12 protein-coding genes are annotated in these 18020 nt (G+C 30.9%); 8 read left to right on the top strand and 4 right to left on the bottom strand.

Features of this window, described 5'->3' with window-relative positions:
* Positions 1–157: 157 nt before the first annotated feature.
* Complete coding sequence (locus tag MRU_RS05615) at positions 158–1246, bottom strand: M42 family metallopeptidase (protein ID WP_048812437.1); 1089 nt, start codon at positions 1244–1246, stop codon at positions 158–160.
* Positions 1247–1617: 371 nt separating this feature from the next.
* Here MRU_RS05615 and MRU_RS05610 point away from each other — a divergent pair, with 371 nt between their 5' ends.
* The 3 genes from MRU_RS05610 to MRU_RS05600 all read left to right on the top strand — a co-directional run bounded on the left by MRU_RS05610 (position 1618) and on the right by MRU_RS05600 (position 5244).
* Complete coding sequence (locus tag MRU_RS05610) at positions 1618–2949, top strand: Mur ligase family protein (protein ID WP_012955918.1); 1332 nt, start codon at positions 1618–1620, stop codon at positions 2947–2949.
* Between the two features lie 346 nt (positions 2950–3295).
* Positions 3296–4444, top strand: coding sequence for a hypothetical protein (locus tag MRU_RS05605; RefSeq protein WP_143714313.1), 1149 nt, complete (start codon positions 3296–3298; stop codon positions 4442–4444).
* Between the two features lie 143 nt (positions 4445–4587).
* Positions 4588–5244, top strand: coding sequence for a nucleotidyltransferase family protein (locus MRU_RS05600; protein ID WP_012955916.1), 657 nt, complete (start codon positions 4588–4590; stop codon positions 5242–5244).
* A 437-nt stretch (positions 5245–5681) separates the two neighbouring features.
* Here the strand turns inward: MRU_RS05600 and MRU_RS05595 are convergent, their stop codons facing one another.
* Positions 5682–6422 carry an exodeoxyribonuclease III gene (locus MRU_RS05595; protein WP_012955915.1) on the bottom strand — a complete coding sequence of 247 codons (741 nt, stop codon included), beginning with the start codon at positions 6420–6422 and terminating at the stop codon, positions 5682–5684.
* 442 nt (positions 6423–6864) lie between these two features.
* Here MRU_RS05595 and MRU_RS05590 point away from each other — a divergent pair, with 442 nt between their 5' ends.
* Positions 6865–7545, top strand: a complete 681-nt coding sequence (locus MRU_RS05590) for a DUF169 domain-containing protein (protein ID WP_012955914.1) — start codon at positions 6865–6867, stop codon at positions 7543–7545.
* A gap of 151 nt (positions 7546–7696) precedes the next feature.
* On the opposite strand, the gene MRU_RS05585 is transcribed toward MRU_RS05590, so the two are convergent.
* Entirely contained in the window at positions 7697–9106 is a 1410-nt protein-coding gene (locus tag MRU_RS05585; protein WP_012955913.1) for a PD-(D/E)XK nuclease family protein, read from the bottom strand.
* Between the two features lie 349 nt (positions 9107–9455).
* Positions 9456–12023 carry an ATP-dependent helicase gene (locus MRU_RS05580; protein WP_012955912.1) on the bottom strand — a complete coding sequence of 856 codons (2568 nt, stop codon included), beginning with the start codon at positions 12021–12023 and terminating at the stop codon, positions 9456–9458.
* Between the two features lie 534 nt (positions 12024–12557).
* On the opposite strand from MRU_RS05580, the gene MRU_RS05575 reads away from it, so the two are divergent.
* From MRU_RS05575 to MRU_RS05560, 4 genes are all read left to right on the top strand, one after another.
* Complete coding sequence (locus tag MRU_RS05575) at positions 12558–15314, top strand: DEAD/DEAH box helicase (protein ID WP_012955911.1); 2757 nt, start codon at positions 12558–12560, stop codon at positions 15312–15314.
* 104 nt (positions 15315–15418) lie between these two features.
* Positions 15419–15727 carry a hypothetical protein gene (locus tag MRU_RS05570; protein WP_012955910.1) on the top strand — a complete coding sequence of 103 codons (309 nt, stop codon included), beginning with the start codon at positions 15419–15421 and terminating at the stop codon, positions 15725–15727.
* Between the two features lie 47 nt (positions 15728–15774).
* The gene (locus MRU_RS05565) at positions 15775–16848 is read left to right on the top strand and encodes a ribonuclease H-like domain-containing protein (RefSeq protein ID WP_012955909.1); all 1074 of its coding nucleotides are present in this window, start codon (positions 15775–15777) and stop codon (positions 16846–16848) included.
* A 715-nt stretch (positions 16849–17563) separates the two neighbouring features.
* A complete protein-coding gene (locus MRU_RS05560; RefSeq protein ID WP_012955908.1) occupies positions 17564–17989 on the top strand; it encodes a hypothetical protein in 426 nt (141 codons plus the stop codon).
* Positions 17990–18020 lie beyond the last annotated feature (31 nt).

Genomic DNA, 18020 nt, shown 5'->3' with positions numbered 1-18020 from the left:
AAAGAAAATATAGAAAAATATAGAAAAATAAAAAAAAATAAAGAAAAATATAGAAAAATATAGAAAAATAAAAAAAAGAATTTAGAATAAATTAATTATTCTAAAAATACTTAAAAAATTATAAAAGTATTTAAAATACTGTAAAAATACTTAAAAGTTAAAAAGTATTTAAAATACTGAAAATGTATTTAAAATTTATTTCTAAACTGTTTATAGCAGCTACAATCAATTGAATTGTATTTTCAACATCATCCATACTTGCTACGCTAACAGTTGTGTGAATATACCTGGTTGGAACAGATAATACACCGGTAGGAATTCCTTCTTTGGTAAGGTGAATTGCTGTACCATCAGTTGTACCACCACTACTTACTTCAAGCTGGTATGGAATTTCTTCTTTTTCTCCAGTGTTAATCAAAAGCTCTCTAATGTATTTAGGAGTAATTATTCCTCTGCCGCTTGCATCGATTAAGATTACAGCAGGTCCTTTTCCTATAACAACAGGAGCCTCTTCAGGTTTTATTCCAGGGTGATCTCCGGATAAGGTAACGTCAAGAGCAAATGCCATATCTGGGTTTAACTTATATGAAGTTACTTTTGCACCTTTCAAGCCAACTTCCTCTTGGGTTGTTCCAACACCATATACTGTAGCTTTGGAATCCACTCTTTTTAAGACTTCCATCATGACATAACAGCCTAAACGGTTATCCAATGCCTTACACATTACTAAATTATTTGGAAATGCTTCAAACCATGTTTTAAATGTAATTGGATCTCCAATGGAAACCATCTCTTCAGCTTGCTCCTTATCCTTTGCTCCAATATCAATAAACATTTCATCATATGGAACAACTTTCTTTTTCTCTTCAGGCTTGGTTACATGAGGTGGCTTAGAACCGATAACTCCAGTCACATCACCATTTTTGGAATGGATAACAACTGTTTGGTTCATAAGCATTTGATCGTTGATTCCGCCAATGGTTGCAAACTTAAGGTAACCATTATCGTCGATATAGCTTACCATCAAACCAATTTCATCCATATGGGATGCCAACATTACGGTTGGTCCTTTTTTAGAAGAACCTTTTTTAGTAGCGATTAGATTTCCCATCTTGTCTACTTCAATTTTATCTGCTACATCTTTTAATTCTCTTTTAATAATCTCTGCAATCTTTTCTTCAAACCCAGAGATACCTGGAGTCATACAGAGTTCTTCTACTAATTTAATTTTTTCATCAGATGTCATCATTTCACCTTTCATATAATATATAATTAGTTAAATTGATTTATAAAATTTTCTTAAATAATCGAATTAAACAATAAACAATATCCTAAAAATAGATAATTTGATTTATAAAATTTTCTTAAATAATCGAATTAAACAATAAACAATATCCTAAAAATAGATAATTTGATTTATAAAATTTTCTTAAATAATCGAATTAAACACATTCAAAACTATACCCTATAAATAGTTTCTCTAGTTACGAAATGTTAAATTTATTAATAATAATTAACATAAATATAAATTAATATAAAACATTTTTATATTAATTTAATATTATTAGTATTTAATCGAACGAATGATTTAGCAAAATCTTAAAAATAAGTGAGATAATGAAGGCTGCTATAATAGGTTTAGGCGTAGAAGGGAAAAAAGCATTGAATTCCCTATTAAAACATAATTGGGATGTTTATGCAAGTGACTTGAATGTCAATATCAAAATGGACAATCTGCCTATAAGCCTTGCCCAAGTGAATGTATCTCCATCTAAGGATAAAATCACTTTCCAAAAGGATAATCTAACCATTGATTTAGGATTTAACAATCAGGAAATCATCAATTCCGCTGATGCAGTTGTATTAAGCCCTAGCATTTGGGGAAGCAGAATTGCAGAGCATTATAAAAACTCTGGAAAACTCCTATGTGACGTTAAGACCAAGCATAGGGATATCTTTACAATTGGAGTAACCGGAACCAATGGAAAGACAACCACTGTGTCCATGATTAAGGAAATCCTAGAAAATGCCGGCAAAAATGTTTTAGTCGGAGGAAATGGTGGAGGAGGCTTTGAAGGCTATTATGACCTTATCCTAGAAGCAGATGAGGAAGAATATGATGTCTTGCTTATTGAAGTTTGTGATATGACTGTCGGATTCTGCAGATATTGCTTTGACTTTGACATTATAGCCCTAACAAATATGGGAAATGATCATATGGACGTTCACGGTTCAATGGAAGGATATAAAGATTCCCTAAAGGAGTTTTTCAAAGATAAAACAATATTTTTAAATAAGAACCCCGAGTTTCCAGAGAGCTTTAAGGAAGAATTTATTGGCATTTCTAAAAATACCATAGAATACGGCGAAACAGATTATGAAATTGATCTTTTCGGCAGATTCAATAGATTGAATGCAGGATTAAGCCAATCATTATCCGAATACATAAATGAAAATGTTTTTGAGATAGATGAGGAAATCATTAAAACAAGCCTAGAAAACTTTAAACCTGTAAAAGGAAGATTAGAGCTTCTTAAGCTAAATGACTGCACAATCTATATAGGAAAATCCGACAATTCAGATGCGATTAAGGTCATTCTTGATGAAGTTGACTTCACTGCAATCTTCATTGGAACTCCAAGGCATAATGAGAATCATAGATTGGACATCTTAAATGAAGTTGTTAATGCAAATCCCGATGCAATCATTCTATTCCCTGGACTTGAGGATACCCTAGATCAGGCAATCTACAGATTAGGCCTGCTGAATTATGATGGAAGAATCGAAATAGCCAATAATCTGGATGAGATAGTTGCATTTGTTGCAGAATTCTCACATGACCCTGCTATATTTATAGGAGGAAACGGTCAAGAGACCATTATTAAAATACAGGATAGATTAAGAGAAATTGCTGATTCGATAAATGAAAGTGATTATGAGTGCGATTAAGGAGATAATCTCTTACTATTCTTATTTAGAACAATAAATTTATAAATTCATTCTATAAAAACTAATAAAATTAAATAAAAATCCCAAATGGATAAACATTTCATATTTATCTAAAATAATTGATAAAATTAAATAAAAAAATCCCAAAATGGATAAACATTTCATATTTATCTTTAAAAATTGATAAAAAAACAAAAGGAAATGATAAATGATTATATTCACAAATAAATTGATTTAAATAAAAATATGGGAGTGTAAAGATAGCATGCCAAGATTATTCAAAAAAACATCTTTTAAGATTTTTATTGCATTAATTGTAATAATAATTTTACTAATACCTATCTCCATGGCAATGACAAGTCACCATAATACTCAAAACATGGCTGAAATTTCCAAATATGAGAATGGATCCACTGTCTTCAATGGAGATAACATAATTGACAAAAACAAAATAAACAAGTACCCTATAGTTTCAGATATAGGTGCATTGACTGATCAAATCTTAAGAGGAGACATTGCAGATGCATTCTTCTCAATATCCACAGGAGTGGTACCTACCCCTGCATCTGAACTTGTAACCGGAAACATTACTAAATCCGGCGAGATTCAAGGAATCAAAGGTCCTGCTTATATCGATATTGAAAAAGACCAGATCAACATTGTTGAACCTGGAAACTTTTTATATGGATTCAATACCCCATACACACAAGCGGTGATTGTTGAAGGTGGTATTGACATCATTAACAACAAGACAAATGAAACCATAAAACACATTAATGCCAATGACATAACTAATGACACTCTTCCAGGAGACATGGTAAGTGAAGAGACAATAAAATATTGGTATAATACATCACAAGTTGGTTCCAAATACAATATAGAATTCTGTATTGACGGTCTTAACGATAACCGTTCATACATTACTCCAACTGAGCTTAAAGAGAAATTCCCTGAAGCTTATAACTATTCAATCAAATACCCTGGAGGCTCTCCAGTAATTCTTTATAAAGACAATGTAAATAGCACTGTTGTAAGCAGCACCTATACATACTTAGGTTCACACCCTCAATATAACGATGCAAACAGAGAATATAATGCCAGACAATTCGTTACAGCATGGAATGGAACTGTAATTCCTGCAAATACCTCTGGATGTGGAAGGGAAGGAGTTTATTTCAGTGCTGTTAAAGAAGCAAATGCACAGTCTGGAATGGCTACACACGGTGTATGTCCTCCAGCAAGAGCTTTAAGAAATGCTGTATTAGCTTTAGGATTCAGTTTGCCTGTAGGTATGGATTATGGTGAAGATGCTGTACTCTTTGGATACAGTCCTTCAACTGGAATCAGAGTTACCAACACTCTTGACTATCCTATACAAATCAATATGTGGACTGAAGGTGCCGGTACTGGAATGGCAATATATGCAGATGTAGTTGAATATATTCCAAATAATGTAACCACTACCAACAGTACAGAAACAGGAACTACTATTTAGAAAAAAAACTAGTTAAAAATATACTTTGATTTAATTTAATATAATTTTTAGTTTAAATAGTAGAAAAACTTTAATCTATTAAAAAAAAACAATTATACTGAATATTCATCCTTAATATTTAATATTTAATTTTAGGTAATATTATGCTAAGTGTTTCAGCAGTCATAACTGCAGCAGGAAAAAATTCTAGAATGAGACAAGATCAAGAGAAAAGGAATCTTCCGTTGCAGAATAAGCTTACACTCCCCTTTAAATCAAAAACTGTTATAGAAACAACAATTGATAATGTATTGAATACAAAGGGTATAGAAGAATGTGCAATTGTATTAGGTCATTATAGCAGCGAAATATTACCTTTAATTAAGGATATTGATGATGAAAGAATAAAGATAGTCATGAATAATCCTATTGATGTAGGATTATCTGTCTCTTTATTAAATGGATTAAATAATATAAATTCAGACATCGCCCTTTGTGTAACTGCAGATCAACCAACTGTCAGTTCAACTACTTTTAATAATATTTTAGATTCTATTTTAAATTCTTCCAATCCTAATAAGACCATTTCTGTTTTAAGACGTTTGGATATTGGTAAATTAGACACTGCTAAAGGATTAGGGATGCCTTTTGCTGCAAGCAGATGTGAATTAATTGATTATATTAAAGACAAGGATGACAATTTAAATCCAATATTAAGAGAAATCTTTGCAGATGGCTTTGAATTTTATGGAGTTGAAGAGAATCATCCTGATGAGTTAATTAATATAAATTATTATTCAGATTATGAAAGCTTGTTATGATGCTTTTATAAATCGGATATTTATTTACTTATTTTATAATATTTTTTACTAAAAAGATTCTTTATAATTATTATTTTAAATTTTTACTTAATGAATTTCATTAAGTATATTATAATAATATTGAATTTACTTATTGATTATCATCAAGTAATATATATTATTAATTAATTTACTTATTATATTTCATTAAGTAATATATATTATTTATTAAATTACTTATTAATTATTATTAAGTTATATATAATTTTAAGGTATAATGAGAAAAATAAAGTTGAAAGAAAAGAAAGAAAAAAGAAAAAATAGAATAGCAAAAAAGATAAAAAAAATTAGAAAAAAATTAATGGAAAAAATAAAAAAAAGATAAAAAAAAATTAAGAAAAAAGAATAAAGTTTAATAAAAAATAAACAAGTAAATTATAGAAAATTAAAAAATAAAATTAAATCTCAATTTCAAGTTCAATAGGAAGATGTTTAGAACCTTCAACATCAACTAATATAGAAGAAGATTTAACCTTATCCTTAAGAGATTCAGAAACAAAGAAATAATCTAAACGTGCACCATCGTTTTCTTCCTTATTTTTCCAGTATGAAAAAGATTCTTCTTCATTGAATAATCTTAAGGCATCTACAAATCCAAATGATTCAAGTTTATCTAAAACAGATCTTTCTTCATCGGTGAAGCTAACTTTAGTGTCCTTGTTGGATATGTCTATATCATTATGAGCAATATTAAAGTCACCTGCAATAATCAAATTCTTGTCCTTATTCTTTTCTACATATTTTAATAGACTGTTGAAATAATCTAATTTTTGATTAAAATTAGCTTTTTTACCAGTTCCAGCAGGTGCATAAATATGAATTAATGTAAAGTCTTCAAAATCCAATACACATGCCCTATGGAATGCATCTTGAGATTTAATAAAGAATCTTTTGATTATTTTAGGTACAATATTGGTAAAGCTTGCTAGTCCGCCAGTCCTAGCGCTTTCACCTTTTAAGAAATAATAATCATAGGGATTCTTATTTAAGAATTTCTTATCCATTTGCTCATAGCTAGCTTTAGTCTCTTGGAATAAAATAATATCAGGCTCTTTCTCTAAAACAGGATTGATGTCCTTATTTTTTATCCTAGTCCTTATGCCATTTACATTCCATGAAATAATTTTCAAATTGCTCATTATTTTTCTTCCTATAATTTCAATTAAAATAGTGTCTATTAATATTGTAAAATTAATTAAATAATCTCAATAAATTAGGTCTATTAATATTGTAAAATTAATTAAATAATTTTAATTTTTATAAACAATATAATATTATATTTTAAACAATATAAAGTTTTTTAAACAGATAATAAATTTTTTAAATAAATATTATAAGTAAATAACTTTAAATTATAGGAAAATCATTAAAAAAATTCTTTTTAAACAATATTTTTCAAAAATAACTACTATATATTAATACATATAAGAATAAAATAAATAAAATGATTTATTCTATATTCAGATAAATCTAAGAGAATTAATTATTAGATTTTAAAAAAGAGATATGAATAATAATTCATAACTTTAATATACTATAATAAAAAAATATAGTATTAATTATTCAGTTTATGGTGATTAGATGGATTATGATATTAATGAAAATGCTAATTATTCTAAAATATTTATTGATGAGCTAAAGCTTAGCAGATTGCCTGTTGCAGTTAAATTCATCAACGATGAAAGTGAAGTTCCAGAAGGTATTGAAAAGATTGACGAATCATTAAGACACTGTGAAATGATTACAAAAGCAGCTAAAGGCGAATCATTCTATTCAACTGCTGAAGAGCAAAGATGTGCTGGCGGAGCTTCTGCAATGGGATTAATCGATCTTCCTCCTAAGATTGCAAGCGGTGAATTATACTATAATTTAGGCAGATTTGAATCTATTGAAACTGCTAAAAGCGTTCTTGACAATATTTATAGAAAGGATGAAAGAAGCTTTGGCATTGTATATGCGCCATTGGAAAAAGCTAATTTCGCTCCTGATGTAGTTGTAGTCATTGCAAATCCTAAAAACGGAATGAGAATCACTCAAGCTATTGTCTACAATAGCGGTGAAATGTTCAATGCAAAATTCGCTGGAATTCAGTCATTATGTGCAGATGCAGTTAGCGGACCTTATGTTAGCGGCAAGCCTAATGCAACTTTAGCCTGTAGCGGTTCAAGAGCATATGCTGGCATAGAAGATGAAGAAATTGCTTATGGTATGCACAGAGACAATATAAAACCAATCATTGAAGCATTTGCAAATATGAAATAATTTTATTAATTATTTCTTTTTTTCTTTTTTCATAAAAGTTCTTTTTAATAAAAATTTATAAACGCTCTTTTTAATAAAAATATATAATACACTCTTTTTTTATTAAAAATCATAAATTCTTTTTTTAAAAAAAATAAGCTATTAATTTGTCTTAAGGAACTGAAAAAACAGGTTTATTATCTTCTTCATTTGAATTCTCATTAGTATTTTCTTCTAAATCTTTTTTATTACAAAATGTACTGAAATCACAAGCATTGCATGTTCTCTGTTCAGCATTTGCATTCCAAGCTTCCTTAATCTTAGAACCATTTAATTCCCTAATCATAGAGCTTTCTATCTGATTTACAACTTCATCAAATTCCAATAGAGAATCATCTATTAAATCTTCCTTTATATTTATTATCCTAATTGACCGGTCCATCTTAAATTTTTTAGACAAGTCATCGTGAATCGCCTTCGGACCATTTTCATCCCAATTCTTTAATATTTCCCAGTCCTTAGGAATGGATTGCCTAGGAATGTCCGTTTTATTGTTTTCTAAATCTTCCCTTATCAATAACAAATCCTCAGTAGAAGGAACCAATTCATTCAGATAGAAAATAATTCCACAGATAACTGGTTTAGCATCTTCCTGCATGGATCTTAGCCAAGCATAAGTTAAAATTTGCCATTCATGCTGAATCCAAGTTTTATAATCTTCCAATGAGTTTTCATCATTAGAATCCTCATTTAACAAATGAATATTATTTTTATCAATATCATTTTTATTTGGAGCGCTAGGCCTTCTCATACCCTTATAATCTATAATTATTTCATATTCATCATCTTCTAAATTTTCCAGAATAGTTTTAAACTCTTCATTATTAGCCAAATATTCTAAAATTTTATTTCCTGATTTCTTAGAGGATTTATCTCTAACATTATCAATGTCACATGAATCAATAACAAAGAAACTATCTAAAGTTGTTTGTTTGAATGTATTTTTTGATTTTTCATTATCACCATTAAAATCATTCTCTATTGAATATATCTCATCTAACTTGACTGAGCTTAATACATCTATCACCCCATTTATAGAATAATACTCAGACCTTGAATGTCCTTCATTGTCCTTAGGCATATCTCGAATGCCCTTTATCAAAACTTCAGCATCCTCTATCAATGGAAAGAGATGAGGTCCCCAAATCTTTATTGATCTGTCCACTCTGGCACTGTACATGTTTTCCTTAGGACCATAATTTTCAGTATAATTGATTGGAGGATTAAGGCCTTTTACCTTAAGTCTTTTTGTGATTATATCCTCTATAGGCTTTATATCTCTTTCCCAATCCCATTTGAAATCCTTCTTTTCTTCATCACTAAGGTTATTCCATTTTAAATAAGCCTCTTCCATGACTCCATGAATAAATTCACCAAACCACAATTGAATAGGCATGGAAGGAGGAAGATTTCCCTTATTCTGATAGCGATATTGCAAATTGCAAGTGAGAAAGGACAATAAGTCTCCAGTTAGACTATATTCTGGAATAATATACTCTTTAGAACGTGTTGATAGTTTCATCTTTACACCTTAATTGAATGACTGCTAATTGACCATATTTTTTCATATTTGCTTAATGATTTTTAATAAGTTATATATATTAATTATTATTTTCATATTTACTTAATAATTTTTAATAAGTAATATATAAATTTAATTATTCTTTCATATTTACTTAATAATTTTTAATAAGTAACATATAAGTTAATATAAATTTAATACTTCTGAATTTTATAATGAAATATCCAATTTAATAATCCAAAATGATAACAAAATAATGATTAGTCTAATCTATGAAAAACTGAAAAATGCTAATTAATAATAAAACACAATACAATTTTTCATATAATTAAATCAAAATAACGACTAATTAAATTAAATAAATGTCATCAAACCCTATGAATTCTTCATCCCTATTCCAACCTAAAGCAACATTAGGTATTTTTTGCAATTTATCTTTTTGTTTATATCCATCAATATTTGGATTTAAACCAACTAATAGCAAAACATCCTTGGCTCTTGAGAATGCAACAAAGTATAGTCGGGTAAGATCATCAAAGGCCCTATCCTTTGAATCCCTTTCGCTTTCACCTAAGCTGCTGTATTTTCGTATTCTATCCTGAATGATTGATGACTTGTCTGCCTTTTTAGGAAACCTTAGGTTGGATTCCCTTACCGTATTCTTCTTAAACCTGGACCCAACATCTACAATCACAAGAGGAAATTCCAAGCCTTTAGATTGATGTATGGACATTATATTAAACCTGTTTGGAGGTATGACTTCAAATAGGTTTTCATCAATCTTAACTCCCCCAACGGCAATAGGTACGAATATGTTCATCAATGCCTCATTGATTGATTCCTCTTCAGCCTCATGGGAAGTGAAAACTATGTTTGAAGAGTATTTATTAAAGAAGCTTGTCTGATTGATTGTTTGGGTAATCGCCTTTAGGTATACCAGTCCTTCGTCATCATCCTGAAACTCTTCAATCCAAGTAACCAATTTATAAGCAAGTTCCATTAGGCCTGCTTCCTTAGGCCATTTCAGGTCTTTTGAACCGTTTGTATTGAAAGGCTGCCTTACCTGCCAATGAATTATGAAATCCTCAAGGGAAATTGGAGAGTGAGGCTCTGGATTTACATCCTTGATGAATGATTGGGCTTTTCTTCTCCATACAGACATATTTCGTCTTGCAAGGCGAGGAAGCTTTTTATTTGAATTCTGGTAATAGGAGTTTGGATCTATGCATTCAAGCATCAACCCGCAGAACACTGCAACAGATTCGATATCCTGCAGATCCTGTCCCCTTGGATTGAATACTCTAATTGGAGTTCTAAGGTGTTCTAAGCGTTTTTTAAGAATAAATGGGAATTTGCGAGAGTTATGAGTGACTTCCTTAGGGGAATATGTTAAAAATGCAACATCATCTATGGAACCTGTCTCCTCATCAAGCTCTATTATGATTTCCCCTTCGCTTTGAGCAAGCTCAAAGCCAGACTTCTTATAGCTTTCCAAGGCATCTTCACTGTCTGAATTTAGTTTTTTATTGATGTCCTTGTTTAAGACTCTCTTTACTTTTCTCTTTACTTTTCCTTTTCTGTTTAGTTCATCTAAAAAGTTAGTCAAATCCATTGCAAGCTTTTCTTCAGATGAACGGAACATGCCTAAAACAGGAATCTTTTGGGTTTCTATTTCATCCTCATTAGGTAGGTCTTCTGGAGATTCATTTTCTGAAGTATCTTCAGAAGAATCAAGATTAGGAAAAACGATTTTAGGCTTTTCCTTTACACGAGCATCCTGATACTCATCATCCAATTCAACAAAGTCATTGCATAAGTCAATGATGTTTTCAGTTGATCTGTAATTTGTCTTAAGATTTATCTCTTTCGCTTCTATGCCAATTCTAGAAACTCTTTCAATGAAATTGGTAAACAAGTCAACGCTTGCTCCTCTAAATCTGTATAAAGATTGGTCGTCATCTCCTACAACAGTAATGTTACCGCCATTTTTAATGGCAGATTCTGCAATCCTAAAGTAAATGCTTTCCTGAAGGAGATTGGTGTCCTGATATTCGTCAACTAAAATCACTTTAACATCATCTAAAAAGCTATCCAATTTACCTGAACTCAATCTGTTTAAAAATTCAGTCTCTAACATGGCAAAATCAAAGATATTCTGACTTCTAAGGGTTTTTTCATATTCCATAATAAGATTCAATGCTATTTTCTTTCCCCTTTCATTATCCTTTGTATCAGCCAGTATATCATTAATGTCAACCATATTGTAATATATATGCTCCTTAATGCTAAGGAGGATATCTGCCATGGCTGTAAGGTTTTTAACCTTAGGCTTTTGGTCAATTTGAGATTCCTTTCCTGTTATCTCAGCCAAATACTCCTGCAAGGACTCATGCAAATACATATCATTCTTTAAAAGACATTCATTAATCATAACTGAATTTGCAACAAAATCCTCAATCAGAATAGGCTGGCTTGTACCTGCATCCCTATGGACCCTTAAGAGCTCATCTGCTATGCTGTCTATTGTTCCTACATTGATTTGATTGAAATCGATTTTTCTAACCTTATCTACAACAGAGCCATCTGCCATTTCCCCATTCATTACCTTATCCATAATAAAAACAGGGATTTTTTTCTTAAGCTTATCTCCCCAGCTTAATATACGGGATAATAGTTCTGAAGCAGCCTTTTTAGTAAATGTAGTTGCAAGTATCTCCTTTGGCTGGACATCATCTACAAAAATAAATTTAAGTATCTTTAAAACCATAACTGTAGTCTTTCCAGAGCCTGGACCTGCTACAATAAATAAGGATTGTGACTTATCAGCAGATATAGCGGCCTTTTGGTCTGAATTGGAAGAGATATCCCTTTCTAATATCTCTACAACCAGCTTTTCAAATTCTTCGTAACTTATCACATAATCACCCCAATAATATAATTCTTTTAAATATTTTTAGTCAATATAATATTAAAATAATGATTTATAAACTTATTTAATTAATTAGATTCTATAATTAACTACTGATTAACTATTGATTAATTGAATAAAATTTGAATAAATTGTGTGATATATAGCATTAAAAATATGAATACTCAATCAATCTTAAAATCTATAAAAATTCCTTAAAACTTTGTTTCAATTCTTATATTTACTTTTAGTATTTATACTTTATAAAGATTACATAAGAGCATGTGAAAACTAATATTTTTACTAAAATAACAATATTAAATCAATTTGATGAAAAATATGATGAACTTAATGATAAGTTTTATTATGAAAAATAAGCAAATATATAATTGTTATAAAATTTTTTAAAAAGGATAAAAATTAAAGAAATTATAAAGATAAAACTTTTAAAAAAAGAAGTGGATTTTTTTTAATAGAGCTCTTAAAAGGCCCAAAATAATAAAAATCCTTAATTTATCTATTAAATTAAAAGAAACTGATAATATGTCTACCGAAAGCAAAGATAAGCAGATGGGCAAAATCGATCAATTCAAAAACGACATTCGTTTTAGAAGAAAGATCGAATATGTGGAAACCATTCCAGGGAAAGATGCAAGCTATAAGAAGGTAGATGTATTAAACAAAAGAATTCTCCAATATCTTGAGGATAAGAAGATAAAGCTCTACAGACATCAGGCATTGGCTATTGAAAAAACAAGAGAAGATAAGAACATCATAATAACCACCCCTACAGCAAGCGGAAAGACATTGGCCTTCAACCTGCCAGTCTTAGAGGAACTTATTAGCGATAATGATGCATGTGCATTATATATTTACCCTGCAAAGGCCTTATCCTACGACCAATTGAAGGTCCTAAGGAACTTTGAGGATGAGATGGGCCTTGATCTAAACCCAAACCCTTACGATGGGGACACTCCAAAGGCTAAAAGATATAAAATCAGACAGGAGTCTCGCATCATCTTGACCAACCCATACCAGATTCATCATATATTGGCTTGGCACCACCAATGGGAGCGATTCTACTCAAACCTAAAGTATATCATCATCGATGAGGCCCATTATTATAAGGGAATCTTCGGTTCCAATGTGGCGTTTCTTATCAGGAGACTTAAAAGGATTGCAAAGTTTTACGGCTCTGAACCTAAATTCATATTGTCCTCAGCAACCCTTGCAAACCCATTGGAACTTGCAGAGAAGCTTACAGGAGAGAGTTTTGAACTCATTGACGAGGACTCCTCCCCTAGCGGAGAGAAGGATTTTGTATTGTACAATCCATATAAGTCAATCAAAAAGGATTCCAAGGACCAATTTGACATGGATGAGTATTCACGCTCTGTCCATATGGAAACAGAGCGCATATTCCTGTATCTGATTTTAAAGGACATACAGACATTATGCTTTACCTCATCCAGAAAGATTGCAGAGCTCATTGCACTATGGACAAAACGTGATATGGAAAAGGTCAAAAAGCGAAACGTCGAAAAGATTGCAGCCTATCGGGCAGGTTACTTGGCAGAGGACAGAAGGCAGATAGAGGACGGATTGAAGTCCAGAGACTATTTGGGAGTCACCTCCACAAATGCCCTTGAATTGGGAATAAACATTGGAAGCCTTGATGCTGTTATAATATCCGGATTTCCAGGATCCATGATTTCCACCTGGCAACAGGGAGGAAGATCCGGCCGTACAAATCAGAAGTCCCTTGTCATTTTGGTTGCATTCGAGAATCAGCTGGACCAGTACTTTATGAAAAACCCGGAATTCTTCTTTGACAAGCCTCATGAGAATGTGGTTATTGACCTAAACAATGAAAAGCTACTTAAAAACCATATCATCTGCGCTGCTAACGAGCTTCCACTTACATTAGAGGAAGCAAAAGAGGAATTCAATGTTACAGAAGACTTCCTTGACAATATAGTCAGAAACAGGGATTTAAGAAAAAGCAGAGGATTCTACATCTATCCATATGATGACAGCCCATCCTTTAACTTTTCTTTAGACCAGATTTCAAATGAGATATTTACAGTGATGAATGGAAGAACTGTGATAGAGCATATGGAAAAGTCCAATATGTACAGGGAAGCCCACGAGGGAGCTGTGCTGATAAACCAAGGACAGACCTATATTGTAAATAAGGTTGATCTAGACAGCCATTTCATCTTTGTCAAAAAGAAGGATGTGGAAGCCCATACAATAGCATTGAAAAGAACAAACATCAAGATTACCAAAAAGATTAAAAAGCATAGGATAGGAGAGTTTACAGTCCATTTCGGTGAACTTGAAGTAGAGGAAGACTATTTTAAGTATAAGCTGATGCAATATTCAAAGGTTATTGGAGAATATATAATCGATCTGCCTCCACTTAAGTTCAACACTAAAGGAATTTGGTTTACTATCCCAGATAGCGTTAAGGACAAGCTTGAAGAAATCTACAAGGATGAAACTGAAGTCTTTGCAGGAGGCCTTCATGGAACAGAGCATGCTATGATTGGACTCTTCCCCCTTCATGTGATGTGCGACAGGTTTGATATAGGTGGACTTTCAACCAATTACCATGAGGACACACAGGAAGCGACTATATTCATCTATGACGGATATGAGGGAGGAATAGGAATCTGTGAAAAGGCGATTGACCTAATCACCGAACTTACAAAATCAACTAGAAACCTGATTAAGAATTGCGAATGCAAGGACGGATGTCCTTCTTGCATTTATTCACCAAAATGCGGCAATGATAATAAGCCACTTCATAAGAAGGCCACGGAATATATTTTAGATTATATGTGGGATGAGATGAATAAGCTAAGCCCAGAGGACCTTGCTAAATTAGAGGAAGAAAGAATTAATACTGAAAACAGTGATTATGATAATCTAAATGGACATTCTGATGTTGAAGTTGAATATGATAAAAAACCAAATAATGCTGAAATTGAAATAGATGATGAAAGAGAAGCGGATAATGCTGAAATTGAGATAGAAGATGATGAAGCCCAAGAGGAATATGAAAAGGCATTGGAAGAGTTTAATAAGGAAAACTATTCAATTGCAAAAGACATTCTAACTGATATAATCATAAATTATGACAATCAATCTGCAGATGCTTATTATCTCATTGGTAAGATATTGTTTATTCAAGGAGATAGTATGGGAGCATTGTCCTTTGTTAAAAAGGCATTGTCTATTGAGCCTGCTCATGAATTGGCTAATGAATTTTACTTTGAGTTGAAGAATAGTTATTAAATGATTATTAAATGATAATTAAACTATAATCAAATTGTTAATTTATAGAAATAAAGATTTATAATTTTATTAAAAAAGTCTAAATTATAAAAATAGGTGATAATATGGAATTAACTGCTGAAAAGAGAAAAGAACTGCAAGAGAAAGTCACAACAGACATTAATGCAATCCTAGAAAAGCATGAACTTCCTTATAGGATGGATGGAATTTCAGTAATGAAAACATCAAAAGGAACCAGTTTTTTAGGAAACATTAGAGTTCATGATCCTTATAAGGTAAAAGATGTTAGAAAAGAGGTTGAAGACTATTTTGAAAGCTATGGAAACGTTACTATCACTTCAAGGGATGTAGTGCCTTGCTGTGAATTGCCTTATACATATATAACTTTCCATATTGATTATTTTAACGAATAAACTTATGGTTTACAGTAACACTATCATATTGATTGAATCTAGATAAAATGACATCTCGAAGAGCAGAACATGAGAGATACCTTAAAAGCATCCTATCAAACTCATTATCTTCAGGACATCCATCTAAAGAGGCCATAGAAAGGTATAGGAAATCATCCCCAACTTACTATAATAAGCTAAAGCTTGGACTTATGAACAAATACAAGGACTGGGACCTCTTGGACATAGAAGGAAGTTCAGTTATTGAAAACATCTATGGAGAGACCTTAAGGATTAGGCGAAGGGAAAAGCTAGACTTTCACCTAGAGGATAAGAAAGATGAGATAAAGAATGAGCTTTCCTCAAATTTGAAGTTAATTCCAGGTATCGGCTATCAAACCGAATCCAGACTGAAGGAAAATAACTACCATACAATCTATGACCTTCTTCAACATGACAAATACTCCCATAAGGCCCAAAAGGCATTGAATCGGATAGAAAGGAACTGTTTTGTATCTGATTTCAAGCTTTTAAAGGAATCATCCAAATATCCTATGGATCACTCCCAGCCGATTGACAAGAACAGAACCCTTAAGGCATTAAGCTCCCTTGATCCGTTTAACCTTAAATTTATGGATATAGAAACTTTAGGGCTTTCAAATGTCCCTATCATCCTTATTGGAATTGCTGAGATAAAAGGCAAATGGATTGAATCCAACCAATATCTCCTAAGGGACATTGAGGAGGAGCCTGCAGTGATAGAGGCTTACCTTTCCCATCTGGATGAGGCAAGCGTTCATGTAACCTATAATGGAGCAAGCTTTGATATACCATATATCAAGAATAGGGCACATTATTATAGAATGGACTATAATCTTGACCAGATACACTACGACCTTATATATCCGGCTCGCAATCTATGGAAAGATGTATTACCTAACTGCAAACTAACCACAATTGAAGAAAATCTGTTTGGCATAAAAAGGGAAGATGATGTCCCTGGAGCGTTTATTCCAGACTATTATCAAAGCTATTTAAAAGAAAATAATATTGGTCCATTGATTCCAATAATTGAGCACAATCGTATGGATATAGTATCTTTAGCCAGTTTTTTAATGAAAATTTATGAAGAATCCTTTTGATTAAGTGATTTAAGACAAATAAAATGTAATTTATAGTTTTTTAAATATATTTTAGTAATAACATTATAATAAATAGTATTAAATTTACCCAATATTAAAAAAGATTATTAAAGTAACTTTATTCGATATATCAAGAATTATTATTTATCAAAATGATAAAATAATTAAAAATATTAGTGTATTTAGCATTACATTTATAAATAATGAATTATATAATAAATATGAAGATAACCTTTTAAGGTAAGACTCTAACTTAAGTTAAAGAATAAAAATTAAGTATTTAAAAAATCAATTATCCCATATAAAAAAATTACTTAATTTTTATCTTTCTTTTTATTTCTCTTTTTCAAACTTTTCTTATTTTGCATTTTAAACTATTTCTATAAGTTTTTCAGATTATTTTTTTTAGATATTTTTTTATGAAATGTTATTTTTTATACAAATGTGACTAATTTTTATATGAAATGTTAATTTTTATACACTTTCGACTAAATTTTTTTTTGAAATGTTATTTCTGAGACAATTTTTACCAGTTTTCAAACATTTATTAATTTTTTTCAATTTTTAGAATTATTTTATTAATAATCCCATACAAATTTGAAAAAAATAATAATGCTTTAATATTTAAAAAAATAAAAGAAATATAAGAACAAAAATAAAAAAAAATAATTTAATTTATCAAAATTATAATCATCGTTAAAAAAGTGGTGCTAATATGTTTGAAGAAGATGAAAAAGTAAATAAAATATTTAATCTTATAATCACACAAGGAATTGACTCTGAAAATGAATATAAAATCTTTACAGAAAGATTATACTCAAAGCCAGACTTCTTATGGACCGAATCCTTTGCAAGAGACTATGCACCATTTGGAGAACAGTTCTTTTCTAAAGTAGACATTATCGTTTTATTGTCTGGTCTTTACAATGACAATAAGGAACTATTTGATACCTTGATTAAAAAATCAGAAGAATTTGATATTCCTTTGCTTTTAGTGCGCCCTTATGGTATGGAAATAGTTCCAGAAGAGCTTGAAGAAAAGGTTAAAAGCGTTGTAGGATGGAATGCAAATTGCATTATAGATGATATAAAAAGCATAATAATGGGTGATTATGACTTTGATGATGATTTTGACATTTAAATAATCTTATTTTTTTATTGGAATCTAATTT

Source organism: Methanobrevibacter ruminantium M1 (assembly GCF_000024185.1).
Classification (GTDB): domain Archaea; phylum Methanobacteriota; class Methanobacteria; order Methanobacteriales; family Methanobacteriaceae; genus Methanobrevibacter; species Methanobrevibacter ruminantium.
The sequence above is the reverse complement of the archived record's forward strand: the minus strand, read 5'-3'. Positions and strand labels throughout refer to the sequence as shown.

Excerpts from the sequence above, each read along its gene's own strand:
- MRU_RS05565 (WP_012955909.1), top strand. The coding sequence starts at position 15,775 with ATGACATCTCGAAGAGCAGAACATGAGAGATACCTTAAAAGCATCCTA.
- MRU_RS05600 (WP_012955916.1), top strand. The coding sequence starts at position 4,588 with ATGCTAAGTGTTTCAGCAGTCATAACTGCAGCAGGAAAAAATTCTAGA.
- MRU_RS05590 (WP_012955914.1), top strand. The coding sequence starts at position 6,865 with ATGGATTATGATATTAATGAAAATGCTAATTATTCTAAAATATTTATT.
- MRU_RS05560 (WP_012955908.1), top strand. The coding sequence starts at position 17,564 with ATGTTTGAAGAAGATGAAAAAGTAAATAAAATATTTAATCTTATAATC.
- MRU_RS05605 (WP_143714313.1), top strand. The coding sequence starts at position 3,296 with ATGGCAATGACAAGTCACCATAATACTCAAAACATGGCTGAAATTTCC.
- MRU_RS05615 (WP_048812437.1), bottom strand. The coding sequence starts at position 1,246 with ATGACATCTGATGAAAAAATTAAATTAGTAGAAGAACTCTGTATGACT.
- MRU_RS05610 (WP_012955918.1), top strand. The coding sequence starts at position 1,618 with ATGAAGGCTGCTATAATAGGTTTAGGCGTAGAAGGGAAAAAAGCATTG.
- MRU_RS05570 (WP_012955910.1), top strand. The coding sequence starts at position 15,419 with ATGGAATTAACTGCTGAAAAGAGAAAAGAACTGCAAGAGAAAGTCACA.
- MRU_RS05595 (WP_012955915.1), bottom strand. The coding sequence starts at position 6,422 with ATGAGCAATTTGAAAATTATTTCATGGAATGTAAATGGCATAAGGACT.
- MRU_RS05585 (WP_012955913.1), bottom strand. The coding sequence starts at position 9,106 with ATGAAACTATCAACACGTTCTAAAGAGTATATTATTCCAGAATATAGT.
- MRU_RS05575 (WP_012955911.1), top strand. The coding sequence starts at position 12,558 with ATGTCTACCGAAAGCAAAGATAAGCAGATGGGCAAAATCGATCAATTC.